Annotated in this window: 24 protein-coding genes; 11 read left to right on the top strand and 13 right to left on the bottom strand. The window is 73.8% G+C overall.

Annotation, left to right across the window (positions count from 1 at the left end; genetic code table 11):
* Positions 1-75: 75 nt before the first annotated feature.
* A complete protein-coding gene (locus ACQYWQ_RS12850; RefSeq protein ID WP_431034600.1) occupies positions 76-564 on the top strand; it encodes a MarR family winged helix-turn-helix transcriptional regulator in 489 nt (162 codons plus the stop codon).
* Between the two features lie 199 nt (positions 565-763).
* Here ACQYWQ_RS12850 and ACQYWQ_RS12845 read toward each other — a convergent pair whose 3' ends face one another.
* On the bottom strand, positions 764-1036 hold the full coding sequence (locus ACQYWQ_RS12845; RefSeq protein ID WP_431034598.1) for a DUF2530 domain-containing protein: 273 nt from the start codon (positions 1034-1036) through the stop codon (positions 764-766).
* 292 nt (positions 1037-1328) lie between these two features.
* Between ACQYWQ_RS12845 and ACQYWQ_RS12840 the strand changes: the two genes are divergently transcribed.
* Positions 1329-2786 carry an NCS2 family permease gene (locus tag ACQYWQ_RS12840; RefSeq protein ID WP_431034597.1) on the top strand — a complete coding sequence of 486 codons (1458 nt, stop codon included), beginning with the start codon at positions 1329-1331 and terminating at the stop codon, positions 2784-2786.
* Positions 2787-2972: 186 nt separating this feature from the next.
* On the opposite strand, the gene ACQYWQ_RS12835 is transcribed toward ACQYWQ_RS12840, so the two are convergent.
* Positions 2973-3485, bottom strand: a complete 513-nt coding sequence (locus ACQYWQ_RS12835) for a YceI family protein (RefSeq protein ID WP_431034596.1) — start codon at positions 3483-3485, stop codon at positions 2973-2975.
* Positions 3486-3704: 219 nt separating this feature from the next.
* Between ACQYWQ_RS12835 and ACQYWQ_RS12830 the strand changes: the two genes are divergently transcribed.
* Positions 3705-4298 (top strand): MarR family winged helix-turn-helix transcriptional regulator, encoded by a 594-nt coding sequence (locus tag ACQYWQ_RS12830; protein ID WP_431034595.1) that lies wholly within the window; start codon positions 3705-3707, stop codon positions 4296-4298.
* Positions 4299-4679: 381 nt separating this feature from the next.
* Here ACQYWQ_RS12830 and ACQYWQ_RS12825 read toward each other — a convergent pair whose 3' ends face one another.
* On the bottom strand, positions 4680-4856 hold the full coding sequence (locus ACQYWQ_RS12825; RefSeq protein WP_431034594.1) for a ribbon-helix-helix protein, CopG family: 177 nt from the start codon (positions 4854-4856) through the stop codon (positions 4680-4682).
* Between the two features lie 180 nt (positions 4857-5036).
* Here ACQYWQ_RS12825 and ACQYWQ_RS12820 point away from each other — a divergent pair, with 180 nt between their 5' ends.
* Together ACQYWQ_RS12820 and ACQYWQ_RS12815 are read left to right on the top strand one after the other, a co-directional pair.
* The gene (locus ACQYWQ_RS12820; RefSeq protein ID WP_431034593.1) at positions 5037-5474 is read left to right on the top strand and encodes a MarR family winged helix-turn-helix transcriptional regulator; all 438 of its coding nucleotides are present in this window, start codon (positions 5037-5039) and stop codon (positions 5472-5474) included.
* Positions 5475-5495: 21 nt separating this feature from the next.
* Positions 5496-7157 carry an MFS transporter gene (locus tag ACQYWQ_RS12815; RefSeq protein ID WP_431034592.1) on the top strand — a complete coding sequence of 554 codons (1662 nt, stop codon included), beginning with the start codon at positions 5496-5498 and terminating at the stop codon, positions 7155-7157.
* Positions 7158-7312: 155 nt separating this feature from the next.
* Here the strand turns inward: ACQYWQ_RS12815 and gap are convergent, their stop codons facing one another.
* The 3 genes from gap to ACQYWQ_RS12800 form a co-directional block, all read right to left on the bottom strand.
* The gene (gene gap / locus ACQYWQ_RS12810; protein WP_431034590.1) at positions 7313-8308 is read right to left on the bottom strand and encodes a type I glyceraldehyde-3-phosphate dehydrogenase; all 996 of its coding nucleotides are present in this window, start codon (positions 8306-8308) and stop codon (positions 7313-7315) included.
* A 113-nt stretch (positions 8309-8421) separates the two neighbouring features.
* Positions 8422-9432 (bottom strand): GlxA family transcriptional regulator, encoded by a 1011-nt coding sequence (locus ACQYWQ_RS12805; protein WP_431034589.1) that lies wholly within the window; start codon positions 9430-9432, stop codon positions 8422-8424.
* A gap of 263 nt (positions 9433-9695) precedes the next feature.
* Positions 9696-10232: a GNAT family N-acetyltransferase gene (locus ACQYWQ_RS12800; protein ID WP_431034588.1), complete on the bottom strand. Its 537-nt coding sequence runs from the start codon at positions 10230-10232 to the stop codon at positions 9696-9698.
* Here ACQYWQ_RS12800 and ACQYWQ_RS12795 point away from each other — a divergent pair.
* The gene (locus tag ACQYWQ_RS12795; protein WP_431034586.1) at positions 10183-11376 is read left to right on the top strand and encodes a 2'-5' RNA ligase family protein; all 1194 of its coding nucleotides are present in this window, start codon (positions 10183-10185) and stop codon (positions 11374-11376) included. The two genes, ACQYWQ_RS12800 and ACQYWQ_RS12795, sit on opposite strands and share 50 nt — an antisense overlap.
* Positions 11377-11524: 148 nt before the next feature.
* Here ACQYWQ_RS12795 and ACQYWQ_RS12790 read toward each other — a convergent pair whose 3' ends face one another.
* On the bottom strand, positions 11525-12520 hold the full coding sequence (locus tag ACQYWQ_RS12790; RefSeq protein WP_431034585.1) for an aldo/keto reductase: 996 nt from the start codon (positions 12518-12520) through the stop codon (positions 11525-11527).
* Between the two features lie 445 nt (positions 12521-12965).
* Here ACQYWQ_RS12790 and ACQYWQ_RS12785 point away from each other — a divergent pair, with 445 nt between their 5' ends.
* On the top strand, positions 12966-13526 hold the full coding sequence (locus ACQYWQ_RS12785; RefSeq protein ID WP_431034583.1) for a DinB family protein: 561 nt from the start codon (positions 12966-12968) through the stop codon (positions 13524-13526).
* A 158-nt stretch (positions 13527-13684) separates the two neighbouring features.
* Here the strand turns inward: ACQYWQ_RS12785 and ACQYWQ_RS12780 are convergent, their stop codons facing one another.
* The 4 genes from ACQYWQ_RS12780 to ACQYWQ_RS12765 form a co-directional block, all read right to left on the bottom strand.
* A complete protein-coding gene (locus ACQYWQ_RS12780; protein ID WP_431034582.1) occupies positions 13685-14014 on the bottom strand; it encodes a YqeB family protein in 330 nt (109 codons plus the stop codon).
* A 336-nt stretch (positions 14015-14350) separates the two neighbouring features.
* Complete coding sequence (locus ACQYWQ_RS12775) at positions 14351-14998, bottom strand: TetR/AcrR family transcriptional regulator (protein WP_431034581.1); 648 nt, start codon at positions 14996-14998, stop codon at positions 14351-14353.
* A gap of 503 nt (positions 14999-15501) precedes the next feature.
* Positions 15502-16524 carry an alcohol dehydrogenase catalytic domain-containing protein gene (locus ACQYWQ_RS12770; RefSeq protein WP_431034580.1) on the bottom strand — a complete coding sequence of 341 codons (1023 nt, stop codon included), beginning with the start codon at positions 16522-16524 and terminating at the stop codon, positions 15502-15504.
* A gap of 275 nt (positions 16525-16799) precedes the next feature.
* On the bottom strand, positions 16800-17168 hold the full coding sequence (locus ACQYWQ_RS12765) for a VOC family protein (RefSeq protein ID WP_431034579.1): 369 nt from the start codon (positions 17166-17168) through the stop codon (positions 16800-16802).
* Positions 17169-17620: 452 nt separating this feature from the next.
* Here ACQYWQ_RS12765 and ACQYWQ_RS12760 point away from each other — a divergent pair, with 452 nt between their 5' ends.
* Together ACQYWQ_RS12760 and ACQYWQ_RS12755 are read left to right on the top strand one after the other, a co-directional pair.
* The gene (locus tag ACQYWQ_RS12760) at positions 17621-18487 is read left to right on the top strand and encodes an alpha/beta fold hydrolase (RefSeq protein ID WP_431034578.1); all 867 of its coding nucleotides are present in this window, start codon (positions 17621-17623) and stop codon (positions 18485-18487) included.
* Positions 18484-19161, top strand: a complete 678-nt coding sequence (locus ACQYWQ_RS12755; protein WP_431034577.1) for a maleylpyruvate isomerase N-terminal domain-containing protein — start codon at positions 18484-18486, stop codon at positions 19159-19161. The genes ACQYWQ_RS12760 and ACQYWQ_RS12755 overlap by 4 nt, the downstream gene beginning before the upstream one ends.
* Positions 19162-20658: 1497 nt before the next feature.
* Here ACQYWQ_RS12755 and ACQYWQ_RS12750 read toward each other — a convergent pair.
* Both ACQYWQ_RS12750 and ACQYWQ_RS12745 read right to left on the bottom strand, forming a co-directional pair.
* A complete protein-coding gene (locus tag ACQYWQ_RS12750; protein ID WP_431034576.1) occupies positions 20659-20952 on the bottom strand; it encodes a barstar family protein in 294 nt (97 codons plus the stop codon).
* On the bottom strand, positions 20949-21326 hold the full coding sequence (locus ACQYWQ_RS12745; protein ID WP_431034575.1) for a hypothetical protein: 378 nt from the start codon (positions 21324-21326) through the stop codon (positions 20949-20951). Before ACQYWQ_RS12745 ends, ACQYWQ_RS12750 begins: the two co-directional genes overlap by 4 nt.
* Positions 21327-21424: 98 nt before the next feature.
* On the opposite strand from ACQYWQ_RS12745, the gene ACQYWQ_RS12740 reads away from it, so the two are divergent.
* Both ACQYWQ_RS12740 and ACQYWQ_RS12735 read left to right on the top strand, forming a co-directional pair.
* Positions 21425-22408 (top strand): aldo/keto reductase, encoded by a 984-nt coding sequence (locus ACQYWQ_RS12740; protein ID WP_431034573.1) that lies wholly within the window; start codon positions 21425-21427, stop codon positions 22406-22408.
* Between the two features lie 559 nt (positions 22409-22967).
* On the top strand, positions 22968-24032 hold the full coding sequence (locus ACQYWQ_RS12735; RefSeq protein ID WP_431034572.1) for an alpha/beta hydrolase: 1065 nt from the start codon (positions 22968-22970) through the stop codon (positions 24030-24032).
* The last annotated feature ends 157 nt before the right edge of the window (positions 24033-24189 follow it).

The following is a 24189-nucleotide window of genomic DNA, read 5'->3' as shown; positions in this document are numbered from 1 at the left end:
AAGGCGTCCGGAGCCTGTACGTTACATATAATAACAAGTATCGTACCGATATTCCTCACGGGGAGTGCGCGCAGGATGACCGCCGAGCCACAGCCGGACGGGGCCGAGCCGCCCCGCGCGGACCTCATCGACCGCATCGAGCGGCAGGCAGCCTTCCTGAACCGCAACTTCGAACTGCTCCACCGCAGGTCGGAGACGCACACCGAGATGGACCGCTCCGAATACCTCATGCTCCGCACGCTCGGCGCCGCGCCCGAACCCCCGGACATCAACGCGCTCGCCACGATGCTCGGCCTCAACCCCTCGACGGCGGGCCGGCAGGTCGCCGCACTGCGCCGCAAGGGCTTCGCCACCACGACCCCCGACCCGGCCGACCGCCGCCGCAGCCTCATCACACCCACGCGGGCGGGCCTCCGCCTGGCCGCGCAGGTGCGCGAACGCCGCCGCGAGGGCTTCGCGGACCTCCTGGACGGCTGGGACGAGGAGGACCTGCGCCTCCTCGGCGAGATGTTCCGCAAGTACAACGTGGCGGTCGCACGGAAGCACTTCACCCGCGAACCCTGAGAGCCGTCGGCGGACGGCGCGGGGCGGCGATGCGGGGGTGCGACCGCGCGGGGGTGCGACGGCGCGGGGCGGCGATGCGGGGGTGCGACGGCGCGGGGGCGGCGGTGCGTGTGCGGCCGTGCGGGGAACGGCGGGCGTCCCGCGCGCATGCGGGCTCCCGGCTCGCCTTCCGGCGTGACTCCCGGCTCGGGCGCCCGGCTCAGGCCCCCGGTTCCGCCGTCGCCCGCTGCGCCGCGTGGCGCTTGATCGCCTGGTCGCGGCGGCGCACGTACCACGTACCGAAGAGGCCGAGACCGGCCCCCGCCGCGCAGGTCCACAGCCACCACAGGTGGCCGTGGTCGTCGAACCATCCGTAGAACGGGAGCTGCACGAGGAAGAGCAGGAACCAGATCCCCGTGCCGGTCGCGATCGTGGCCACGACGGGGCCTTCGAGCGGTTCCGGTGCCTCGTGCCGCGGCGTCCACTTCTCCATGCGGCCAGCTTACGCGGCGGACGCGCCCGGTTCCGGGCCGACTCCGCTGCGCCCATAGCCCGAGGTCACCGCTTGATCCACGCGACACGCCGTCTCCGCCCGACTTGCGTTCTACGCGCGGAGATAGCTATTTCGCGTTCATGTCTTCATACTGAACCCGCTCGGGTGTGGCTGAGTTCTTTCGTAAGAATCGACAAAGCGACCGAATTGCTCGACGGAGAGCGACCGGAAGCTCACGCGACCTCACCCGTCGTCCCCGTTGCCTTCGCTCTCCTGACCAGAGGTTCCTGTCATGCCCACCTCGGCTCTCGCCGACACCTCCGGGTCCGGCGGCCCGTCCGGCACCCCGCCCCGGAACGCCGTGGACCGTTTCTTCAAGATCTCCGAGCGCGGCTCGAACTTCGGCCGGGAGATCAGGGGCGGCTTCGCCACCTTCTTCGCGATGGCGTACATCGTCGTGCTGAACCCGATCATTCTTGGCAGCGCCAAGGACATGAACGGTCACCATCTCGACAACGCGCAGCTCGTCACCGCGACGGCCGTCACCGCCGCCTTCACGACGCTCCTCATGGGTGTCATCGGCAACGTCCCGATCGCGCTCGCGGCGGGCCTCGGCGTCAACACGGTCGTCGCGCTCCAGCTCGCGCCCCGTATGACGTGGCCGGACGCGATGGGCATGGTGGTCCTCGCCGGTCTCGTCGTGATGCTGCTCGTCGCGACCGGGTTGCGCGAACGCGTCATGAGCGCGGTGCCCAACGGGCTGCGCAAGGGCATCTCGATCGGTATCGGCCTCTTCGTGCTCCTGGTCGGCCTCGTCGACTCGGGCTTCGTCTCGCGTATCCCGGACGTCGCACAGACCACGGTGCCGCTCCAGCTCGGCGCCGACGGTCACCTCAACGGCTGGCCCGTGCTCGTCTTCGTCCTCGGCGTGCTGCTCACCGTCGCCCTGCTCGTCCGCAAGGTCTCGGGCGCGATCCTCATCAGCATCGTCGCCATGACGATCCTCGCCGTGATCATCAACGCGGCCGCCGACATCAAGCCGGGCTCCTGGGGCCTGACCGAGCCGAAGTGGCCCGGCAACCCCGTCTCGACGCCGGACTTCGGGCTGATCGGTGACGTGAGCCTCTTCGGCGGCTTCCACCACGTCGGCATCCTCACCGGCATCCTGTTCGTCTTCACCGTGCTGCTCTCGTGCTTCTTCGACGCGATGGGCACGATCATGGGCGTCGGCGACGAGGCGCACCTCACGCGCGAGGACGGCTCCATGCCGGGCATGAACAAGATCCTCTTCGTCGACGGCATCGCCGTCGCGGCCGGTGGCGCCTCGTCCTCTTCGGCGACGACCTGCTTCGTCGAGTCCACGGCGGGAGTCGGCGAGGGCGCCCGTACCGGCTTCTCGAACATCATCACCGGCGCGCTCTTCGCCGTGGCCCTCTTCCTGACCCCGGTCGCCACGATGGTGCCTTCGCAGGCGGCGACGCCCGCGCTCGTCGCGGTCGGCTTCCTGATCCTGTCGGGATCGATCACGAAGATCGACTGGGCCGATTTCACGATCGCCATCCCGGCGTTCCTCACGATGGTGATGATGCCGTTCACCTACTCGATCACGAACGGCATCGGGATCGGCTTCATCACCTTCACTGTGCTGCGCATCGCCGTGGGCCGCTGGCGCGAGGTGCCGATCGCGATGTACATCGTGTCGGCGGTGTTCGCCTTCTACTACCTGATGCCGGCCCTGCAACTGACGTGAACCGGCCGGATCGCCGGTGACCCCCGGGGCGTGTGGTGCGCGCCCCGGGGGTCACGTGTTTTCCGGGCCGCCCCCCAGGCGCCCCAGGCCCGGCTCCTCACTCTCCGCCTGCCTTCGGACGGGAGGCGGCCCCGGAGTGGCTGGACGGTGGCGGGGCGGAGCGGCCCGGGAGCGGGACTGTGGGCCTCACGCGGAGACGAACCGCAGGGACAGCCTCACCGTGGTGTCGCCCTTGATCATTCCGGACTTCTCCTTCAGGACGCCGAAACGGCGGGGGTCTATCACCGTCTCCGCCTCGACGCGGACCGCACGTGCGGCGGTCTCGGTCCGGCGGGCCGTGAGGGTGAGGGGCTCCGTGGTGCCGCGGACGGTCAGGGTGCCGTCGATCGCGAGGGCGCCGCCCGTGGGGCGGATCTCGCGGGCCTCGAAGCGCAGCTCCGGGTGGTTCGCCGCGTCGAAGAAGTCCGCCGAGCGCAGGTGCTCGTCGCGCTTCTTGTTCCCCGTGTCCAGCGAGTCGGCCGCGAGCGACAGGGTGCCGCGCGCCGAACCGTCCGCCGCCAGTTCGCCGCCGCCGGTGACCGCGCGGAACTCGCCCTTCACCGTCACCAGCCCCCAGAAGGTCTTGTGGCCGAGGGACACGGTGGAGGACCCGGCGTCGAGCTGCCAGGTACCGGGGACGGGGGTCTCGTTGCTGCTCATATCACTGCTCGCGCTCTCTGTGGAGGGAAGGACGGGTGGAGGGATGAAGGGCGAAGGCGTGAAGGGGCGGCCGGGGAGTGGTCGCGCTTCTGATGAAAGTTAAACACATAGCGAGCGATTAGGTAGCCAGAAAGATATTCGCTCGCGGCGGTATCGTCGAAAGCGGTCGCGCGGGGGGGAGCGGAGCGCGGCGGGCTGGCGGAAAGGGCGAGGAGAAACGTGGAGACGTCGCGGGAGCCGGTCGTCGGGTGCGGTGCGGGCGTCATGCCCGCTCCGGGGGACGGGTGTACGGCGGCGGTACGGCCCGAGGGGGCGGCGGTGCCGCCCGAGGGCGCGGTGGCCGGGGGCGAGGGCTGCCCCAGTGCCACGGACGTCGCCCTCCTGGAGGGCTGGCACGGGATCGCGCGCGGGCTCGGCGGCGTGCAGGAGGGACTCTCGGCGGAGGTGGCCCGGGGCTCGCGCGTCGACCCCGCGGCGGTTCAGGTGCTGTGGTTCCTGCTCACCCGCCCCGGTGGCGCCGTTCCCATGAACCAGGTCTCACGCCTGCTCGGCTTCTCCACCGCGGGCACCACGAAGGTCGTCGACCGCCTGGCCGAACTCGGCCTCATCCAACGCCGCCCGTCCCCGGAGGACCGCCGCGTCACCTTCGCGGCCCTGACCCCGCACGGCCGCGAGACCGCCGGGGACCTCGCCTCCGACCTGGCCCGCGCCCTGCGCGAACGCGTCGTCGGCGTCATCGGTGAAGAGGGATTCGCGACGCTCGTGACTTTGACGGGGCAGCTGTCGCAGGGGGCGGGGCCCTGCGGGGCGTGAGGCGGCGGGCGCTGCGGGGCGCGGGAAGGCGGGCCCCGTGGTGCGTGAGGGGGTGGGTCGGCGGGGCGTGAGGGCGTGAAGGGGCGCGGCGGGGGCGCGAGGCGCGGCCGGGGGCGGCGGGGCGGCGGTGCGCGCGGTGCGGCGGGGCGTGAGGCGCGGCGGGGCGTGAGGCGCGGCGGGGCGTGAGGGTGTGGGCGCGGGGTGGCGCGTCCCTGCTCGTACCCGCTGGCCCCCGTGCTCCCCGGCCCCGGCTCTGTGCCCCGGCCCCGGCTCCGCGCCCCGGCCCCGGCTCTGTGCCCCGGCCGTGCCTCCCTGCGCACGCGCCTCCGGCCCCGGGCCCCCGGTGGTGCGCGGCGGGCGCGCTCCGTGGGGCCGCGCCGCTCACCCGTAGAACTTCTCCGTCTTCTCCACCGCCGTCTTGAAGCGCTCGTCGAAGTCCTCGCGCACGAGCGTCCTGATCACGTAGTCCTGCACGGTCATGCCGCGTCGCGCGGCATGCGTGCGCATCCGGTCGAGCAGTTCGCCGTCGATCCGCAGGCTGAGCACATCGGTCCCCATACGCCCAGAATCACCGCAGCGGGGGCCTGATCGATATTTTCCGGCCGCGACTCACTCGTACGGGTGAGTGCGGTCTTGCGTGCGAGTGTCCGGGAGGTGGCGGGCGGGTGTGGGCCAGGTCATGTCGGGGCAGGCTCCACGCAGTCTCTTTAGTCAGAGTAATGAGTTACGCTAACTACCATGCTTGACCTCAGTCAGGGTGAGGACGCCGCCGCCGTCAGCGCACTCCGTTCCTCCGTGATGCGGCTCTCCCGCCGTATCAAGCACCAGCGCGTCGACGAGTCGCTGAGCCCCACGGAGATGTCGGTGCTCGGCACCCTCGCCCGGTGCGGTTCCGCGACCCCCGGTGAGCTGGCGCGCAAGGAGCACGTGCAGCCGCCGTCGATGACGCGGATCGTGGCGCTCCTGGAGGCGAAGGGCCTCGTCCGGCTCGAACCGCACCCGGAGGACAGGCGGCAGAAGGTCGTCAGCCCCACCGAGCGGGCCGAGACGATGCTCGCCGAGAGCCGCCGCAAGCGGAACGTGTGGCTGGCCCAGCTCGCCGCCGAACTCGACGAGGACGAGTGGGAGAAGCTCCGGGCGGCCGCCCCGGTGATGGAGAAGCTCGCGCACCTGTGAGCGAAAGGAAGGCGAAACCCTTTGAGTACGGGACCCGGAGCAGACTCCGCCCCCGCACCTGACCACCACGACACCCCCGCCCGCCCCGCTCCCGGCTCCGCCGAGGACGCCGCCCGCCGTACGGCGGAGCGCGAAGCCCTCGCGGCGGACGCCGCGCAGGAGGACCCGGACGAACTCCCGGTCCGCCCCACCGAAGACGAAGACCCCGCCGCCGGGCACCCCGCCGCGCGCACCGCGCGCGAGACCCGTACCCCCGCGACGCCCCCGACGCCCGGAAAGCCCCCCACGAACGCGAACCCCGTCGGCCCGACGCCTCCCGCCGGTCCCACGTCCCCCGCCGGTCCCGCTTCTCCCGAAGATCCCGAGCCCCCGGCCGATCCCGAGCCGCCGCACCGGACCTCGATGTTCAGCTCGCTGCGCATCCGCAACTACCGGCTGTTCTTCACCGGCCAGGTCGTCTCCAACATCGGCACCTGGATGCAGCGCATCGCCCAGGACTGGCTGGTCCTCAGCCTCACCGGGTCCTCGGCCGCCGTCGGCATCACGACCGCGCTCCAGTTCCTGCCGATGCTGCTCTTCGGCCTCTACGGCGGCGTGCTCGTCGACCGGCTGCCGAAGCGGCAGACGCTCCTCGTCACGCAGGCCGTCATGGGCCTCACCGGGCTCGCGCTCGCCGTGCTGACCCTCAGCGACAGCGTCGAGGTCTGGCACGTCTATCTCACCGCCTTCGTCCTCGGCCTCGTCACGGTCGTCGACAACCCGGCCCGGCAGACCTTCGTCTCCGAGATGGTCGGCCCCGGCATGATGCGCAACGCGGTCTCGCTCAACGCGGCGAACTTCCAGTCCGCGCGCCTCGTGGGCCCCGCCGTCGGCGGCGCGCTCATCACGGCGGTCGGCAGCGGTTACGCCTTCCTCCTCAACGGGCTCTCCTTCGTCGCGCCGATCGTCGGCCTGCTCCTCATGCGCTCCGGCGAGCTGCACGAGAGCCACCGCACCCCGCGCGGCAAGGGCCAGCTCCGCGAGGGCCTGCACTACGTCGCGAAGCGCCCCGAGCTGATCTGGCCGATCGTCCTCGTCGGCTTCGTCGGCACCTTCGGCTTCAACTTCCCCGTCTGGCTCTCGGCCTTCGCCGACGACGTCTTCGACGCGGGCGCGGGAACGTACGCGGTCTTCAACATCCTCATGGCGGTCGGCTCCCTCGCAGGGGCCCTGCTCGCCGCGCGCCGCGCGCGCACCAGGCTGCGGCTCCTCGTCGGGGCGGCCATCGCCTTCGGCGTCCTGGAGATCGTCGCCTCCGTCGTGCCCTCGTACTGGGTCTTCGCGGCGCTGCTCGTACCGATCGGCATGTTCGGCCTGACGTCCAACACGACCGCCAACCAGACCGTCCAGATGGCCGCCGAACCGGAGATGCGCGGCCGCGTGATGAGCCTCTACATGATGGTCTTCACCGGCGGTACGCCCATCGGCGGGCCGCTCTTCGGCTGGCTCACCGACACCTACGGCGCCCGGATCGGCTTCGCGGCCGGTGGCGTGATCACCGCGCTCGCCGCCGTCGCCGTGGGCCTCGTCCTGGCCCGTATCGGCGGCCTCCGCATGGAGCTGGGCTGGAACCACGGCCACCCACGCGTGCGCTTCGTCCCCCGCAGGGGCGACCGGGCGAAGGAGCTGGCGGCAGTGGCGTGAGCGGCTGGCGGCCGACTGCGGCGTGAGCGCGCCGCAGCGGCCTAACGAGCGGGAAGACAGCCGTCCGTACGGCCGTATGAAACGGCTGTACATACGCATGGAGACGCCCGTACATGCGCATGGAGACGCCCGTTCCGGCGCGTCCGCCGGTGCGCTCAGCCGGCCAGCAGCCCCAGCGTGTCCACGACGCGGTTCGAGAAGCCCCACTCGTTGTCGTACCAGGCCACGACCTTGACGTGCTTGCCGTCGACGCGGGTGAGGGCCGCGTCGAAGATCGAGGAGGCGGGGTCGCCGACGATGTCGGCGGAGACCAGCGGCTCGTCGGCGTATTCGAGAACGCCCGCGAGCGGCCCCGCTGCGGCCTCGCGGTACGCGGCGAGCACCTCGTCACGGCTCACCTCGCGCGCCACCGTCGTGTTCAGCTCGACGATCGAGCCGACGGGTACAGGTACGCGGATCGAGTCGCCGGAGAGCTTGCCGTCGAGCGCCGGGAGGACGAGCCCGATCGCCTTCGCCGCACCCGTCGTGGTCGGCACGATGTTGACGGCGGCGGCCCGGGCACGGCGGGCGTCACGGTGCGGGCCGTCCTGGAGGTTCTGCTCCTGCGTGTAGGCGTGCACGGTCGTCATGAAGCCGTGCTCGATGCCCGCGAGTCCGTGCAGGACCGAGGCGAGCGGGGCGAGGGCGTTCGTCGTGCAGGAGGCGTTCGAGACGATGTGGTGCGTCTGCGGGTCGTACGCCTCGGTGTTGACGCCGTACGCGAGCGTCACGTCCGCTCCTGCGGACGGGGCGCCCACGAGCACCTTGCGGGCGCCCGCGTCGATGTGGGCGCGCGCGGCCTCGGCGGAGGTGAAACGACCGGTCGCCTCCAGCACGATGTCGACGTCGAGGTCCGCCCACGGAAGGCGGGCGGGCTCGCGCTCGGCGAGCACCCTGATCCGGCGCCCGTCCACGACGAGGGTGTCGCCCTCGACGGTCACGGGCCGCCCGAAGCGCCCCGCCGTCGTGTCGTACCGCAGCAGCCGCCCGAGCGTGTCCGGGTCGCCGAGGTCGTTGATCGCGACGACCTCCAGCTTGCTGTCGCGCTCGACGAGGGCGCGGAGGACATTGCGGCCGATGCGGCCGAATCCGTTGATGGCGATACGGGTCATGACGTGGCCTTTCCTGCTGCGGCTCGTGCTTCCACCACCAGACTGGCGCCGCGCGCGGGACGGTGGCCGAGGCGGAAGCGCCAGGGTCCGCAAGGATCACGCCAGCCCCTGGCTCAGTCCGCCCGCCCGTCTCCCGCGCCCCCGCCGCCGCGCGAGAACGTGCGCCGGTACTCGCTCGGGCTCGTGCCGAGCACCCGCTGGAAGTGCAGCCGCAGATTCGCGCCCGTACCGAGCCCCACCTCGACGGCGATCTGCTCGACGCCGCGCTCCGAGCGCTCCAGGAGCGCGCGCGCCGCGTCGATGCGCACGCGCGTGACCCACTCCATCGGCGTGTACCCGGTGTCGTCGGCGAATCGGCGCGAGAAGGTGCGCGCGGAGACGGCCGCGTGCCGGGCGAGTACGTCCAGGCTCAGCGGCTCGCCGAGGTGGCGCAGGGCCCACTCGCGGGTCGCGGCGAAACGTTCGCCGAGCGGTTCGGGAACGGCGCGCGGCACGTACTGCGCCTGGCCGCCGCTGCGGTACGGGGCCGCGACGAGGCGGCGCGCGGTGTGGTGCGAGGCGGCGACGCCGAGGTCGCGGCGCAGGATGTGCAGGCACAGGTCGATGCCGGACGCGGCGCCCGCCGAGGTGAGCACGGTGCCCTCGTCGACGAAGAGGACGTTCTCGTCGACCCGGACGCGCGGGTGGCGTTCGGCGAGGGCGCGCGTGTAGTGCCAGTGCGTCGTGGCGCGGCGCCCGTCGAGCAGCCCGGTCGCCGCGAGCGCGAAGGCGCCGGTGGAGATCGCGGCGAGCCGGGCGCCGCGCGTGTGCGCCGCGCGCAGCGCCGTGACGACCTCGGCGGGCGGGTCCTCGCGGTCGGGGTGGCGGTAGCCGGGCAGGAAGACGGTCTCGGCCCACTCCAGCGCTTCGAGGCCGTGCGCGACACCGTAGGAGAGGCCGTCCCCGCCGGTCACGAGCCCCGGCGCCGCGCCGCACACGCGTACCTCGTACGGCATGCTCGCGCGCGTCGAGAAGACCTGCGCGGGAATGCCGACGTCGAGCGGCTTGGCGCCTTCGAGCACGAGGACGGCGACGCGGCGGAGACGACGGGGACGACGGGGCGGGCGGGGACTGCGGTCGGTCACGCGGGTCAGGTTACGGAAGCGGGAAGGGGCGGGGCGGGGCCTTCGGGGCGGGGCGGGACCTTCGGGTGAGGCGGGCGCTTCGGGCGGGTGGTGACGTGGGGGTGGGGCGGGCGCTTCGGGCGGGTGGTGACGTGGGGGTGGGGGCCGGGTGGTGTGGCGCGGGGCCTTCGGCTCGCGGGCGGGTCGGCGGCTCGGGGCGGGGCGCGGCTCGGGGCGGGGTACGGCTTGGGGCGGGGTGCGGGGGCCGCGCGGGCGGCTGCGGTCTACCCGCGCGGGGCGTCGTCGATGCGGATCGCGAGGACCTGGCCCGGCCACCCGTTCTGGTCGAAGCGCTCCGTACGGCGGAATCCGCACGACACGTAGTAGTCGACGAGCCGTCCGTCGTCGCCCGCGTAGCAGTCGACGCGGAGCAGCCCGACGCCCGCGCGTCGCGCCTCGGCCACGGCGTGCGCGACGAGCGCGGCGCCGATGCCGTGCCCCGCGAGATTCCGGTCGCTCACGAGGAAGTGCAGGTAGCGCTCGGGCTCGGGCGCCGGGGCGAGGTACGGGCCCGGGCCGTCCGTCAGCGTCATCGAGCCGACGAGGCGCCCGTCCAGCTCCGCCACCCAGGGCTCACCCTTCGCGAAGTACCCCTCGACGCGTTCGACGGTGCGCGGGCTGTCGGTGAAGTGCCGCGTGCCCCACTGCCCCGTCCGCCCCTGCGCGGTCAGCCAGTCCACCGCCCCGTCCAGGAGCGCCAGGACGCCGGGGATGTCGCTTGCCTTGCCGGGTCTGAGCGTCAGCGCTCGCGAGGTGTCCATGTCCGCGAGGTTAGGGGAGCGGGGCGCCGGACGCGGGCCGCGCGTCGAGACTGTGAAACATGAGACGTTCGGCGGGACTTCCCGGGCGCCGCGTTGTCCACAGCCGAGGCCGTTCATCGGATCGTCCTCTCGTCCACCTGGTTGTCCACAGGCGCGGAAGCACCTCGCCGGGAGATGTGGAATCGTTCCCGGCATGAGCAGACTCTTCGCCGCGCTCCTGCCTCCGCCCGAGGTGCTCGACGAACTGGCCGCCACAGTGAGCCCTTTGCGCCGCCTCCCCGGCGCCGAGGAACTGCGCTGGACCCGCCCCGAGGGCCGGCACGTGACGCTCGCGTTCTACGGGGACGCCGAACCGGGCCGACGGGCCCAGGACTTGACCGCGCTGGCCGCCGCGCACGCGCCGCTGCGGCTGTCCCTCGCCGGCGCGGGCAGCTTCCCGGGCGGGACGCTGTGGACGGGGGTACGCGGCGACATCGGCGCCCTGCGCGCGCTCGCCCGGGCAGCGCGCTCCCTGGGCGGCGAGACGGAGCACGCGTACCGGCCGCACGTGTCGCTGGCGCGGGTGCGAGCGGGCGGACCTGCGCGGGGGAGCGGGCGGCGCCGGGAGCGTGGGCCGGGGCGTGAGGGCGGGCTGGGGCGTGGGGGCGGGCCCGGGGATGGGGGTGCGCTGGGGCGTGACGGCGGGCCCGGGTGTGGGGGTGCGCTGGGGCGTGACGGCGGGCCCGGGTGTGGGGGTGCGCTGGGGCGTGGGGGCGGGGGGAGTCGCGGGGGTCCGTCGATGGGCGCGTGTCGGTTGCTGGGCGCGTGTCGGTTGCTGGGCGGGGGTCGGTCGATGGGCGGGGGTCCCCCGCTGGGCGGGGGTCGGTCCTGGGGTGGGGGGGAGGTCCCTGGGCGGGGGCCGGGAGGAGGAGGGGGTGGGGAGGGGGCCCCGGGGGAGGGGGGCCCTGGAAAGGGCCTGTCGTCACGTGCCTACGAGGAGCTGCTCGCCCCCTACCTGGAGCTGCTCGGCCCCTTCGTCGGCCGGACCTGGACCGCCGACCGCGTACACCTCCTGCGGAGCGTGCCGGGCGGGCACGGGATCGCGAACCAGTACGTGACGGAGGCGACGTACCCCTTGGCAGGGCAGGCCGGGCGGGACGGTTAGGCTCGAAGCGTGGACCCGAAGACCCGGAACCGGATCATGGCCGGTGTGCTTGTACTGATGTTCGTCGTCGTGGCGGTGGCGGCGGCCGTGGGCCAGTAGCCCCGTACCGCCGCCACCGTCGCGTGCGTCCGCTACCGGACGCCCGCCGTCACCAGGCGAACGCCTCCGGGGAGGGGCCCGGGCCGGGGAAGATCTCGTCGAGGCCGCTGAGGACCTCTTCCGAGAGTTCGACGTCCACCGCGCGGAGCGCCGAGTCGAGCTGTTCCTGCGTACGCGGTCCGACGATCGGGCCCGTCACACCGGGGCGGGTGAGGAGCCAGGCGAGGGCGGTGTCGCCGGGGAGCAGCCCGTGCTTGTCGACCAGCGCCTCGTACCGCTCGATCTGGTCCCGTACGGCCGAGTTCTTGAGCGCGTCGGCGCTGCGGCCGCTCGCGCTCCGGCCGCTCGCCGCACCCTCGCGCTCGCGCTTGAGCGCGCCGCCGAGCAGCCCGCCGTGCAGCGGCGACCAGGGAATGACCCCGAGGCCGTACTCCTGCGCGGCCGGGATGACCTCCATCTCGGCGCGGCGCTCGGCCAGGTTGTACAGGCACTGCTCGCTGACGAGGCCGACCATGCCGCGCCGGGCGGCCTGCTCGTTGCCCTGGGCGATCTTGTAGCCGGGGAAGTTCGAGGACCCCGCGTAGAGGATCTTGCCCTGCTGGATCAGGACGTCGATCGCCTGCCAGATCTCCTCGAAGGGCGTGTTCCGGTCCACGTGGTGGAACTGGTAGAGGTCGATGTGGTCGGTCTGGAGCCGCTTGAGGCTCGCGTCGACCGCGCGGCGGATATTGGCGGCGGAGAGCTTGTGGTGGTTCGGCCAGGGGTCGCCGGCCCCCATGTAGCCGTTGACCTTCGTGGCGAGCACGACCTTCTCGCGCCGGTCGCCGCCCTGCGCGAACCAGGTCCCGAGGATCTCCTCGGTCCGGCCCTTGTTCTCGCCCCAGCCGTAGACGTTGGCCGTGTCGAAGAAGTTGATTCCCGCGTCGAGCGCGGCGTCCATGATGGCGTGACTGTCGGCCTCGTTGGTCTGCGGCCCGAAGTTCATCGTCCCCAGGACGAGCCTGCTGACCTCAAGTCCCGTACGTCCGAGTTGCGTGTACCTCATGCCGTCCAGCCAACGCCTTGGAGTGGACTCCAGGCAAGTGGGGGAGCGGAGGGAGAGAGCGACGGGTGCGGAGCCGCCGACCGGTACCGCCTGCGGGCCGCTCACACACCGTCTTCTTCCCGCTCGCGCACCGCCTCCTTGCCTCTCGCGCAGCGTCTGCGGGCTGCTCCGGAACTGCCTGTGCGCTCTGTGCGCTGCTCTCGAACGGGCGGCGGCTGTTCGCGCACGGGCGGCGGGCTGCTCGCGTACCGCTTGCGTGGCGCCGCTCGCGCACTGCGGGAACCGTCCCCGCACGCCCGGGCTTTACGGGCGTCGCAGAGGGCCATCGACGGGCAGGGGACGGAGCGCACGGGTCGCACGGCGCGTACGGGAGTGAACGGGGCGTGCGGGAGCGAACGGGGCGTGCGGGCGGTGCCGGGGCGTACGCCGGGCTAGCGTGCCTCGTATGAGTGACGACGTACATCCGGACCCACAAGCCCGCGTCCACGAGACGCCCGTCGAGCCGTCGCGGTCGCTCGCCGATCCGGCCGAGCTGCTCGCCGGGTATCTCGACTACTACCGCGCCACCGTGCTCGCCAAGCTCGACGGGCTCTCGGAGGCGGAATTGCGCGGAAGCAGGCTGCCCTCGGGCTGGTCGCCGCTCGAACTGCTCAAGCACCTCGCGTACGTCGAACGGCGTTGGCTGCGCTGGGGTTTCCTCGGCGAGGAGATGGACGACCGCGCGGCGTGGGGCGACGCAGACCCCGAATCGGGGCGGTGGCGCGTCGGCGAGGACGAGTCCCCGGCGCGGGTCCGGGCGCTCTTCGCGCAGGAGTGCGCGCACTCACGGCGGATCATCGCGGCGGCGGGCCTCCAGGACCGCGCGGCGACCACCGGCCGCTTCCCGCCCCCGGCCGAGCCGCCGACACTGTCGTGGATTCTCTTCCACGTACTCCAGGAGTACGCGCGGCACGCAGGACACCTCGACGTGGTACGGGAGTTGACGGACGGGCGCGTGGGGAAGTGAGCGGAGCCGCCGTGGCGGACCGGGGCCGCCACCACTCCGGTTGAGGGGTGCGCTGTTCCGGCTGGGGGCGTGCCGTTCCGGCTGAGGGGCGCTGCCCCCTCCGTGGTCTCCCGGCCCTCGGTGGTCTCCCGGCGCGTCCGTGGTCTTCCGGCGCGTCGTCAGGCCACCCCGCGTTTCTCCAGGGCGCCGAGTGTCACGACGAGCAGGACGAGGGCACCGGCCGCCCCGGCGAGCAGCATCTCCCACCACACGTCGATCGCACCCAGGAACCGTAGCGCGAGGCGGAACGGCACCACCGGCAGTACGTCGAGCAACCACCGGGCCAGGGGCCCGAGCCCCCACGCCCCGACCGCCGCTCCCACGACAGCGGCTCCGAGCAGCAGGGTGAGGACCAGTCCGTCCGACAGGCCGGTCACGTGCGCGTCCGATGATCCGGTCACGTGTGCGTCCGACGGTCTGGTCATGTGCGCGTTCGGCTTGTCGGCCACGGGTCCCACCTCCGCACCGGTTGCGTGTCCCTCTGCCGGTCCGGTCGCCCGCGCTTCCGGCAGTCCGGTGCCGGGCGGCGGCGTCTCGCGCGGTTTCCCCACGTCCTTCGTCATGCTCCGAGCCTCCCGGCTCCCCGTGCGGCGGCGCGAGGTGCGGGGGTCTACGGGGCTACGACTTTGGTAGGGGAGTGGCCGGGCGCGGTCCGACGGAGGACGGAGTACACCGTCCGAAGGCCGACCGGGGGGCAGCTGTCAGCTGTCAGCTGTCAGTCGTCAGCTGTCAGTCGTCAGCTGTCAGTCGTCAGTCGTCAGCTGTCAGCTGTCAGCTGTCTGCCGTCAGTCGTGAGACGGATCGTCCGAGGGCACCGGGGTGTGCTTGATGCCGTGGAGCAGGGCGCGGAAGGCCCACGTGAAGCGGGCGTCCGGGGTACCGGAGAGGAGGCGCGAGGAGGCCACGTGGATGTGGGGGTGGCGGCCGGGGTCGACGCCGTGGACGGCGCGCCGGACGGCCTGCCACTCCTCGTCGGCGACCGGCGATTCGTCGCGGTCGGTCTGTTCGGCGGCCGTCGCCGTGGCGTGCTGGAGGAGCAGGTCCACGCCCCAGGCCGCCCGGTCGGGCGCCACGCCGCCCTCGGCGAGGAGGGCGAGCACGCGCTCGATGAGGTCGAGGTAGTGCGGGCCGCTGGGGCGGGCGACGAGCGCGGAGCGGGCGAGACCGGGGTAGCGGAAGAGGAGGAGGGTGTACGAGCCGAGGGGGCCGATCAGCCGCCGTTCCCAGCCTGCGGCGTCCTCCTCGTCCTCCTCGTCGTCCTCACAGCGGACGTCGGCTGAGGCGGGGACCTCCACCTCGCCGAGGAGTTCGTCCAGGATCGCCGCGTGCAGTTCCGTCGTCCCCGCGACGTACACGTAGAGCGAGGCGGGGCCGGTGCCGAGTTCCTTCGCGAGGCGCCGCATCGTGACCTTGCCGAGGCCTTCGGCTGCCATCACGCGGATCGCCGCCGCGACGATTCCCGAGCGGCTCAGGGCCGGTTTCGCGGGGCGCTCGCGGCGGCTGCGGGGGGCGGCGGAACGGGGGCGGTACGGGGCGTGGCAGTACGGGGCGAGGCGGCGCGGCGTGGCGGCGTGGCGGCCTGGCGGCCTGGCGGCGCGGGGTCCGTGGTCTCGTCGCCGTGCATGTCCCTCGCTCGTCTCACCTCGCCGTCACTGGCCCGGGTCGGCCCCGGGCCCGCTCCCTGTAACGAACAGGTTCGTCGCGCGAACCCGCGCGAGGGCGGGCCGGGGGCCGGACGGCCACAGGGGCGTGCGCTCCGCTGCGGGCTCACGGGAACACGTAGGACGCGGAGCGCGACGGCCGGTACGGCGTCACGCGAGCGCGTACGGCGCGAGGCGCGTCAGGCCGTACGGCGCGGGAAGCGCCACCTGTACGGCGTCTCGCGCGCGCCCGCACCGCGCCGCCGGCGCCGCGCGCCCCACCGTGCCGCCCCTCCTCACACCGTGAGGACCATCCGGAACCGCGCCTCACCGCTCCGCATCCGGCCGAATGCCTCGTCCGCCTCCGCGAGCGGGCGTTCCTCCGTCCACGGGCGGACGCCGGTGTCCGCCGCGAAGCGGAGCGTGTCCTGCGTGTCGACGGCGATGCCGGAGGCGTGGCCGTAGACACGGCGGGCCTTGTCCACGAACTGCGCGGCGGTCAGGTCGAGGTGCTCGGGGGCGACACCGACGATGATGAGTTCGCCGCGACGGCCGAGCCCCTCGAAGGCGTCGGCCATCGCCTGGGCCTGGGTGACGGTCGCGAGGACGACCTTCGCGCCGCCGAGCGCCTGGAGTTCGGCCGCGACATTCTGCGCGGTGCTGTCGATGTACTGCGCGGCCCCCAACTCCGTCGCGAGAGAGCCCTTCTCCGCCCCGCGGGCGATGGCGACCGTGCGGAATCCCATCTTCGCTGCGAACTGCACGCCGAGGTGCCCGAGCCCGCCGAGCCCCAGGATCGCGACCGTGTCCCCGGCTCGCGCCGCGCTCCGCCGCAGCGCGTTGTACACGGTGACCCCGGCGCAGGCGAGCGGCGCGGCGTCGACCGCGCTCAGCCCGTCGGGGATCGCCGCCAGCGCGACGGCGGGCACGATCACCGACTCGGCGTACCCGCCCGGATAGGCGAGCCCGGGGATCTGCACCTGGGGACAGAGCACTCCGTCTCCGGTACGACAGGCGTCGCAGTGCCCGCAACTTCCGCCGTACCACCCGACCGCGACCCGGTCCCCGACCGCCCAGCCGTCGACCTCCGAGCCGAGCGCGTCGATCCGCCCGGCGATCTCGTGCCCGGTCGTGACAGGGAAGGGATTGCCCATGACACCGCTCACGACGGCCGTGTCGGAGTGGCACACCCCGCACGCCTCCACGGCGATCCGCACCTGCTCGGGCCCCGGCTCGCCGGTCTCGACCCGCGCCTCGGTGAAGGCCCCGTCGGGCGCCTCGACCCGCATCGCGCGGTGCGTGCGCTGCTCCTGGCTCATCTCGTACATCCTTGTGGCTCGGCTGTGCTGTCCCTCTCACGTCTACCGCGTCGTCCCCGCGACCTACCACCGAGGGGTGCCCCGTCCGCCGACCGGCCCCCGCGCCCCCTCCACCGCACGGCCGTTTCCCTCGGGCCTCGCCTCCAGCGAAAGACGGCCTCCACGGCGCGTCGCTTCCACGGCACGTCGCTTCCGTCGCGCGTCGCTTCCACAGCGCGTCCCTTCCACCGCGCGGGCGCCTCGCCTGCTCCTTCGGCCTTGCTGCCCGCCCGACCTCAGCGTTCGGCCGCGCTCCGTTCCACGCACACCTCGTTCCCCTCGGGGTCCCGCAGCGTCACCCAGCCGCCGCCGTCCGTGCGCCGGTGGTCCTCGTGGAGCGTGGCGCCGATGGCGAGCAGCCGCTCCACCTCCTCGTCGCGCGTGCGGTCCTGCGGCTGGAGATCGACGTGCCAGCGGTTCTTGGTGGTCTTGGGCTCGTCGACGCGTACGAAGAGCATCGCCGTGCCCGCCGAGGTCACCGTCGCCTCGGGGTCGCCGGGGAAGTCGTCCTCGGCGAGCGAGGCGTCGAGCACTGCGGCCCAGAAGGTGGCGAGCGTGTGGGGGTCGGCGCAGTCGACGGTCACGTGCCTGATGAGAGAAGCCATGCGGGGAGGGGAACACGGATGGGAGGGTGGCGGCCACCGAATTCGGGGGTTTACGCGGCGGGTTGGCGGTGCCAGGAGGCCGGTCCGCAGGGTGTTCGGGGGCGGGCCGGAGGCCGCTGCGCGGGCGGGTGAGAGGCCGTTCGGCGGCAGGCCGACGGGGTGTTCGGAGGCGGGTCGGGGCGGTCGGCGGGTCGGGGCGGTCGGCGGAGCGCGGGCAGCTGGCCGGTGGGAATGCCGCCCCAAGGGGCTGTTTCCGCGCGAGCGGCATAGTTCCCGTTCGCTGATGTTTCACCCGATCGGGGGCTTGTGCGTGGCTTGTGGGTTTGGTGATGCGGGAGCGGGCATGACGTCTCGCGAGAGGCCGGGGCGGCCGGTCGGAGGGGGGGCTCGCGTGAGGGAGTGGGCGAAAAGGGTTCGCGGTGGCGAGGAGCGGGTCCGTAACCTCGCGGCCTATGCATACGAGGAAGTACGGACCCGGGCCCGACGGCCCGGATGGCGGGGCGGGTGACAGCGGGCGGCCGCAGGTCGGCGAGCTGCGCGTGCCGGGCGCACGGCTGCACTACGAAGTACGGGGCAGGGGGCCGTTGTTGGTGCTGCTCCCCGGGGGCGGGGGAGACGCCGGGGTGTACGACGGCTTCGCGCCGCTGCTGGCCGACGCGTACACCGTCGTCGCGCTCGACCCGCGCGGGTACTCGCGCAGCGTGCTCGACGGGCCGCCCGGCACGCAGACCGTGGAGCGGCAGGCGGACGACGTGGCGGCACTCGTCGCGCACCTCGGGGGCGGGCCCGCGGACGTGATCGGGGGCAGCGACGGGGCGCTCGTCGGCCTTGACCTGCTCGCCAGGCGCCCCGGCCTCGTGCGTCGCGTCCTCGCCCAAGAACCCCCGGCTTTCGGCTTGTTGCCGCGCGCCGAGGAGCACAAGGCGTTCATCGCCTCGGTGCACGAGACGTTCGTACGGGAGGGGCTGGGCCCCGCCGGGGCGCGGTTCGCCGCCTGGGCCGGGGCGGGCGGCGACCGGTGGGAGCCCGAACCAGCGCTCGCGGCACGCCTGTTCGCGAACGGCCCGCACTTCCTGGAGCACGAATTGCGCTCCTTCACATCGTGGCTGCCCGATGTCGAAGCGCTGCGCGGACCGGCGGCCGAAGGCCGGCTCGTGCTCGCCGTCGGGCGGGAGACGCGGGGTGCGCTCTGTCGCGAACCGGCGCTCGTGCTCGCCTCCCTGCTCGGCCTGGACCCCGTACCGCTGCCGGGCGGGCACGGGGGCTGGCTCGCCGAGGCGGAGAAATCAGCGGTTCTCGTCAGGGAGTTGATGAAGTGAGAGAGAGTGCCGCCGTGGCGGAGGGGGCCCGGTGGGCCGACGACGTACGGGAGACGGTCGCGCGTGCCCTCGCGGCGCTCGCGCCCGCCACCGTGACCGGGAGCGCCGCGTCCTGGTCGGTCCCCGCGGGACCGCTGACCTGGAGCTGCTGGGAGACGGGCGAGCACCTCGCCGACGACCTCTTCGCCTACGCGGCCCAGCTCACCCCCGCTGCCCCGCCCGCCGCCGACGACGTGCCCTTCCGCTGGGAGAGCACGACGCCCGGCGGACCCGCGAACACGATTCGCGCGGATCCCGCGCACGGCCCCGCCGGGCTGCTGCGCGTGATCGACGCGTGCGGCGGGCTGCTCGCGGCGGCTGTCCGCGTCGCGCCGCCCGACGTCCGCGCCCACCACACCTTCGGCCGGGCGGACGCGGCGGGATTCGCGGCGATGGGCATCGTGGAGACCCTCGTGCACACCGACGACCTCGCACGCGGCCTGGGCCTGGAGTGGACCCCGCCCGAGACCCTCGCCGCCCGGGCACTCGACCGCCTCTTCCCCGACGTGCCGCGCGACATCGCCCCACCGTGGCCCACCCTGCGCTGGGCCACGGGCCGCACCTCCCTGCCCGGGCTGCCGATCCGCGCGAACGGCTGGCGCTGGGACGGGAGACCAGAGGGAGAGCGAGGCTAACGCGCGGGGCACCTCGGAACACGCCCGGGCGGACCGGTCCTCTGCCCGGGGCTCCGCCCCCGGCCCGTGCGGGGTGTTCGGGGCATGCGGGGCAGGGGGCCGGTTCCCTGCCCGGGACTTCCCCCGACGCCCCCGCCTCGCGCGCCGCCCGCCGCCGCGCCGCTCGCAGCCCGACGCACGCGGAGTCCGTCGACCGACGCACCGCAGGTTGCGGTAGCCCGACGCATCGCCGGACCCCGCGGCCCGCCCTGCCGCAGGACACTCGCACGCCCAGGCCGTCCCGCGACATCGACTCCCGCTCGCCGTGCTCGCTGTGCTCGCTGTGCTCGCTGTGCTCGCCGTGCTCGCCGTGCGGCGCTCGTCCCCCCCCCCGGGGCCGTCCGCGCTGCCGCGTATGCCCGGAGGAGCGCCCGCCTCCCGTCCACAGTCCTGCGCGGAGGACGGGCGGCCCGGCTCGCTCCGGACCGCTGGCACCTCGGGAGCCCGTCCTGCCCGAACTACCGCTCGTTCCCTGCGCCTTCGCTTCGGGGCCCCGGCGGCGCGGATATGGTCGGCTTGCGGTGTTTCGGGCGGCGTGCTGTCGGGCGGTTCCTGGGGGCCGCGGTCCCGGCCCGTCCGGGTCGCCGTATCCGCGACCGTTCACTCGGCGGCCTTCGTGTCGGCTTCCGCTACGACCGTCCGTGTGCCGCTCCTGGGTGCCATCGCCCCGGCTCGACCGGGTGGGGCGCACGCGCGACCGCTCACGCCCCTGTCTTCGTGTTCGTTTCTCCTGAGGGCACCCGTGCCGCTCTCCTGAGAGCGCTCGTGCCGCGCCAGGAGGCTGTCGCTTGCCCCGGCTCGACCGGGTGGTGCGGCACATTCGCCACCGCTCGCGCCCCGGGTCTCGTGCTCGCCGCCCCTGACGGCGCTCGTGCCGCCCCCGGGGGGCTGTCGCGTGTCCCTGCTCGACCGGGTGCGGCGCGCCCGCCACCGCTCGCGCCCCGGGTCTCGTGCCTGCCGCTGCCGAGGCTGTCGCGCCTACCTGGGCGCCGCGCCTCGGCCTCGGCCCCGGTCACCTCACCGTGCTCGCCCCTACTGCCAAGGGGCCACGTCCTGTCGGCCGCTCGTGGAGGAGGCACCGCCCCGGCTCGATCGACTCGCCGCATTCGCCACCGCTCACGCCCCTGTCTTCGTGCTCGCCGCCCCTGACGGCGCCCGTGCCGCCCCAGGGGGCTGTCGCGTGTCCCCGCTCGACCGGGTGCGGCGCGCCCGCCACCGCTCGCGCCCCTGTCTTCGTGCTTGCCGCTGCCGAGGACGTCGTGCCGACCTGGGCGGCCTCGCCCTGGCCCGCTCCGATGCGGCGCCTTCGCGATCGCTCGCCCTGCCTCTTTCGTGCCGCTGCTCCCAGGACCGCCCGTGCCCCGACCGTGTCGGCTCCGGGAGCCGTCGGGACGCGGGCCCTTCGGCGCGGGGCAGGCGCTCTGCGCGCGGTCGCGGGGGAGTGGCGGTGCCCGGGCGTCAGGGGTGGATGACGAGGCGGTTGCGTACGCCGTCGAACGTCGCGGCCAGCGCGCGTGCCTTCGGGGCGTCGGCGTCGGCGAAGAGGCCCCGGCGGTCGACGTGGACGGTGAGCGTGTCGTGGCGGTCGATCACCTCGGAGATACCGCGCGCGTCGATCGTGTCCGCCCAGGCGTCGAGGTTGCGGCCGAACCAGGTGGGCAGGCCGCAGGGTTCCCGTACCGCGTCCCAGAAGTCGTCCAGTGACGCGACCACTTGCCCGCGCAGGTCGACGACCAGCTCGGCGGCCGTCACGGGGAGGGCTCGCCGCCGGTCTCCGGCAGGTGCCGCAGGGCCGCCTCCACGCTGTCGCCGCCGCTCGTGTTGAAGGCGATCGCCGCTTGCGGGGCATGTCGGCGCACGAGGTTGACGGCGGCTTCGAAGAGGGGCAGCAGCGGTTCCGCCTTGCGCAGCCCGCCGCCGATGACCACGACGTCCCACGCGCGGCTCGCGAGCGCCTTCGTGAGAGTCGCCTCGGCGTGCTCGTCGTACTCCACGAGGACCATGTCGGCGGTGATGCCGTACGTGGCGAAGCGGGCGAGTTCGGCGTCGAGGGCCGCTCGCAGGGCGGGACCGTCCGCGCCGGGAATCCCCTCGGGGTCGTAACCGACGACAAGTGTGTGAGGCATGCAGGCACATTAACGACGTCCGCGTGCCAGGCCAAGGCCCCCACGATCGACGCAGCTCACGGCCGTGGCCCTCCGCACGGAGGTGCCACACTGGCCGCATGGAATCGCGTGAATTCAGCAAACTCGGCCGTTCCGTCTCCGTCGTCGGCCTCGGGACGTGGCAGCTCGGCGCCGACTGGGGCGACGTGGACGAGAAGGACGCGCATGCCGTCCTGGAGGCCGCCGCCGACTCCGGCGTCACCTTCTTCGACACCGCCGACGTGTACGGGGACGGTCGCAGCGAGCAGACCATCGCCGCCTTCCTCAAGGACCACCCGGGCTCCGGGATCATGGTCGCGACGAAGATGGGCCGCCGCGTCGACCAGATCCCCGAGAACTACGTACTCGACAACTTCCGTGCGTGGAACGACCGTTCGCGCCGCAACCTCGGCGTCGACCGCCTCGACCTCGTCCAGCTGCACTGCCCGCCGACGTCCGTCTACTCCTCCGACGAGGTGTACGACGCCCTTGACACGCTCGTCGCCGAGGACCGCGTCGCGGGGTACGGCGTGAGCGTCGAGACGTGCGCGGAGGCGCTCACCGCGATCCAGCGGCCCGGCATCGCGAGCGTGCAGATCATCCTCAACCCCTTCCGGATGAAGCCGCTCGACGAGGTGCTGCCCGCCGCGCGCGCCGCCGGGGTCGGGATCATCGCCCGCGTGCCGCTCGCTTCGGGGCTGCTGAGCGGCAAGTACACCGAGAACACGACCTTCGCGGCCAACGACCACCGCACCTTCAACCGCCACGGCGAGGCGTTCGACCAGGGCGAGACCTTCGCCGGGGTCGACTTCGCGACCGGTGTCGCCGCCGCGCGCGAGTTCGCGGCGCTCGCCCCGGAGGGCGCGACCGCCGCGCAGACCGCGCTGCGCTGGATCATCCAGCAGCCCGGTGTCACGACGGTCATCCCCGGCGCGCGCAACACGGAGCAGGCCCGTGCCAACTCGGCGGCGGGCGAACTGCCGCCGCTGAGCGAGGAGAGGCTGACGGCGATCCGCGAGCTGTACGCGCGGGAGATCGCGCCGCAGGTGGAGGGGCGCTGGTAGACGGCCAGACGCCGGCTCTCCGCGCGCGGCGGGTGCGGAGAGCGGGGGCGCGGGACGGGGCCGGGCGCGGGGCCGGGGGAGGGGGGGCGGCCGCCGGGCTCGCGAGGGGATGTGGGCCGGTGCGGGGCGCGGCCGTCGCGTCGGTGCGGGGCGGCGCGGCCGTGGCGCCGGTGCGGGGCGGCGCGGCCGTGGCGCCGGTGCGGGACGACGCGGCCGTGGCGCCGGTGCGGGCGCGGCAGGTGGGCAGACGACGGGTACGGGCAGGTTGGCGGCCTGGCACCCGCCGTCCGGCCTGGCACCCGCCGTCCGGCCTGGCACCCGCCGTCCGGCCTGGCACCCCCCGTCCGGTCTGGCACCCCGCCGTCCGGCGGGGCATCCCCGCCGGACGGCGCCTGCGCGAGGGTGCTCCTGCCCCGGCACTCTGGCGCACGTCCGGAACGGGTTCCGGCCGCCCGCGCGGGACAGAAGGCGGTCGGGCCCCCTCGCCGGCCCCACGCGCCGCGCCGAGCACCGCGCGCCGACGCTTCCGCTGTCGCAAGTCGTAGGGAGAGCCGTTCGTATGACCGCACACTCCGAGGTCCCTTCGGCCGCCGGGCCCGGGGCCACCCCGCCCGCCGAGCCCGCCGCCACGTCCTCGCCGCTCACCGCTCCCGCCCCGCTGGGCCCTCCGCCGCCCTTCGACCCGGAACTCGCCGCGGCCCTGGAAGCCCTCGGCCCGGTGCGGATTCCGCCCCTGGAGGAGATCGCGCACGCGCGTGCGTCTGTCCTCGGTTTCCCCTCGCCCACGCTCGAAGAACTGCGCGCGGACGGCGCTTTCGAGGTCGAGAAGCGGAGCGTGCCCGGACCCTCCGGCGCCCCCGACGTCACCCTCTACATCTGCCGCCCCGCCGGGCTCACCGGCGCGATCCCCGTGCTCTACCACACGCACGGCGGCGGCATGATCCTCGGCGACGCGCTCATCGGTCTGCCGCAACTGCTCGACGAGTGGGGCAGCGGCCTCGGCATCGGCGTCGTGTCGGTGGAGTACCGGCTCGCCCCCGAACACCCCGACCCCGCACCGGTCGAGGACTGCTACGCGGGCCTCGTGTGGACCGCCGCACACGCCGCGGAACTGGGCTTCGACCCCGAGCGGATCATCATCGGCGGCGGCAGCGCGGGCGGCGGTCTCGCGGCCGGGGTCGCACTCCTCGCCAGGGACAGGGGCGGCCCGGCGCTCCTCGGCCAGCTCCTCATGTGCCCGATGCTGGACGACCGCAACGACACGCCGTCCGCCGTGCAGCTGGCCGGGAGCGGGGTGTGGGACCGCGAGGCGAACCACACCGGCTGGACGGCGCTGCTCGGCGAGCGGCGCGGTGGCCCCGACGTCTCGCCGTACGCGGCCCCCGCCCGTGCCGTCGACCTCTCCGGGCTCCCGCCCGCGTTCGTCGACGTCGGTTCGGCGGAGACCTTCCGCGACGAGGACGTCGCCTACGCGAGCCGCCTGTGGGCCTGCGGCGTACAGGCCGAACTCCACGTCTGGCCCGGCGGTTTCCACGGCTTCGACGGCATGGCACCCCAGGCCGCCCTCTCCCAGTCGGCCCGCGCGGCCCGCACGGACTGGCTGCGGAGGCTGCTGGGAACGTGAGGGGCTGACACCGGCCGGTGGGGGATGGGCCCCTCCGGCGGCCGGCTCGCGGCGCGGACCGCGAGTGCGGGCGGCCGTCGCGGGCCACGGACGGCGTGCGGCGTGCGGTGGGCGGCGTGCGGCGAGGGCTTACGGGAACGGACCCACGCCCGTCCGC

Source organism: Streptomyces sp. P6-2-1, from assembly GCF_050613165.1.
Lineage (GTDB): Bacteria > Actinomycetota > Actinomycetes > Streptomycetales > Streptomycetaceae > Streptomyces.
This window is presented reverse-complemented; position numbering and strand designations above follow the sequence as displayed.

Excerpts from the sequence above, each read along its gene's own strand:
- ACQYWQ_RS12740 (WP_431034573.1), top strand. The coding sequence starts at position 21,425 with ATGGAATCGCGTGAATTCAGCAAACTCGGCCGTTCCGTCTCCGTCGTC.
- ACQYWQ_RS12800 (WP_431034588.1), bottom strand. The coding sequence starts at position 10,232 with ATGGACACCTCGCGAGCGCTGACGCTCAGACCCGGCAAGGCAAGCGAC.
- ACQYWQ_RS12850 (WP_431034600.1), top strand. The coding sequence starts at position 76 with ATGACCGCCGAGCCACAGCCGGACGGGGCCGAGCCGCCCCGCGCGGAC.
- ACQYWQ_RS12795 (WP_431034586.1), top strand. The coding sequence starts at position 10,183 with ATGTCGCTTGCCTTGCCGGGTCTGAGCGTCAGCGCTCGCGAGGTGTCC.
- ACQYWQ_RS12840 (WP_431034597.1), top strand. The coding sequence starts at position 1,329 with ATGCCCACCTCGGCTCTCGCCGACACCTCCGGGTCCGGCGGCCCGTCC.
- ACQYWQ_RS12820 (WP_431034593.1), top strand. The coding sequence starts at position 5,037 with ATGCTTGACCTCAGTCAGGGTGAGGACGCCGCCGCCGTCAGCGCACTC.
- ACQYWQ_RS12785 (WP_431034583.1), top strand. The coding sequence starts at position 12,966 with ATGAGTGACGACGTACATCCGGACCCACAAGCCCGCGTCCACGAGACG.
- ACQYWQ_RS12745 (WP_431034575.1), bottom strand. The coding sequence starts at position 21,326 with ATGCCTCACACACTTGTCGTCGGTTACGACCCCGAGGGGATTCCCGGC.
- ACQYWQ_RS12775 (WP_431034581.1), bottom strand. The coding sequence starts at position 14,998 with ATGGCAGCCGAAGGCCTCGGCAAGGTCACGATGCGGCGCCTCGCGAAG.
- ACQYWQ_RS12835 (WP_431034596.1), bottom strand. The coding sequence starts at position 3,485 with ATGAGCAGCAACGAGACCCCCGTCCCCGGTACCTGGCAGCTCGACGCC.
- ACQYWQ_RS12845 (WP_431034598.1), bottom strand. The coding sequence starts at position 1,036 with ATGGAGAAGTGGACGCCGCGGCACGAGGCACCGGAACCGCTCGAAGGC.
- gap (WP_431034590.1), bottom strand. The coding sequence starts at position 8,308 with ATGACCCGTATCGCCATCAACGGATTCGGCCGCATCGGCCGCAATGTC.
- ACQYWQ_RS12760 (WP_431034578.1), top strand. The coding sequence starts at position 17,621 with ATGCATACGAGGAAGTACGGACCCGGGCCCGACGGCCCGGATGGCGGG.
- ACQYWQ_RS12735 (WP_431034572.1), top strand. The coding sequence starts at position 22,968 with ATGACCGCACACTCCGAGGTCCCTTCGGCCGCCGGGCCCGGGGCCACC.
- ACQYWQ_RS12825 (WP_431034594.1), bottom strand. The coding sequence starts at position 4,856 with ATGGGGACCGATGTGCTCAGCCTGCGGATCGACGGCGAACTGCTCGAC.
- ACQYWQ_RS12790 (WP_431034585.1), bottom strand. The coding sequence starts at position 12,520 with ATGAGGTACACGCAACTCGGACGTACGGGACTTGAGGTCAGCAGGCTC.
- ACQYWQ_RS12770 (WP_431034580.1), bottom strand. The coding sequence starts at position 16,524 with ATGAGCCAGGAGCAGCGCACGCACCGCGCGATGCGGGTCGAGGCGCCC.
- ACQYWQ_RS12765 (WP_431034579.1), bottom strand. The coding sequence starts at position 17,168 with ATGGCTTCTCTCATCAGGCACGTGACCGTCGACTGCGCCGACCCCCAC.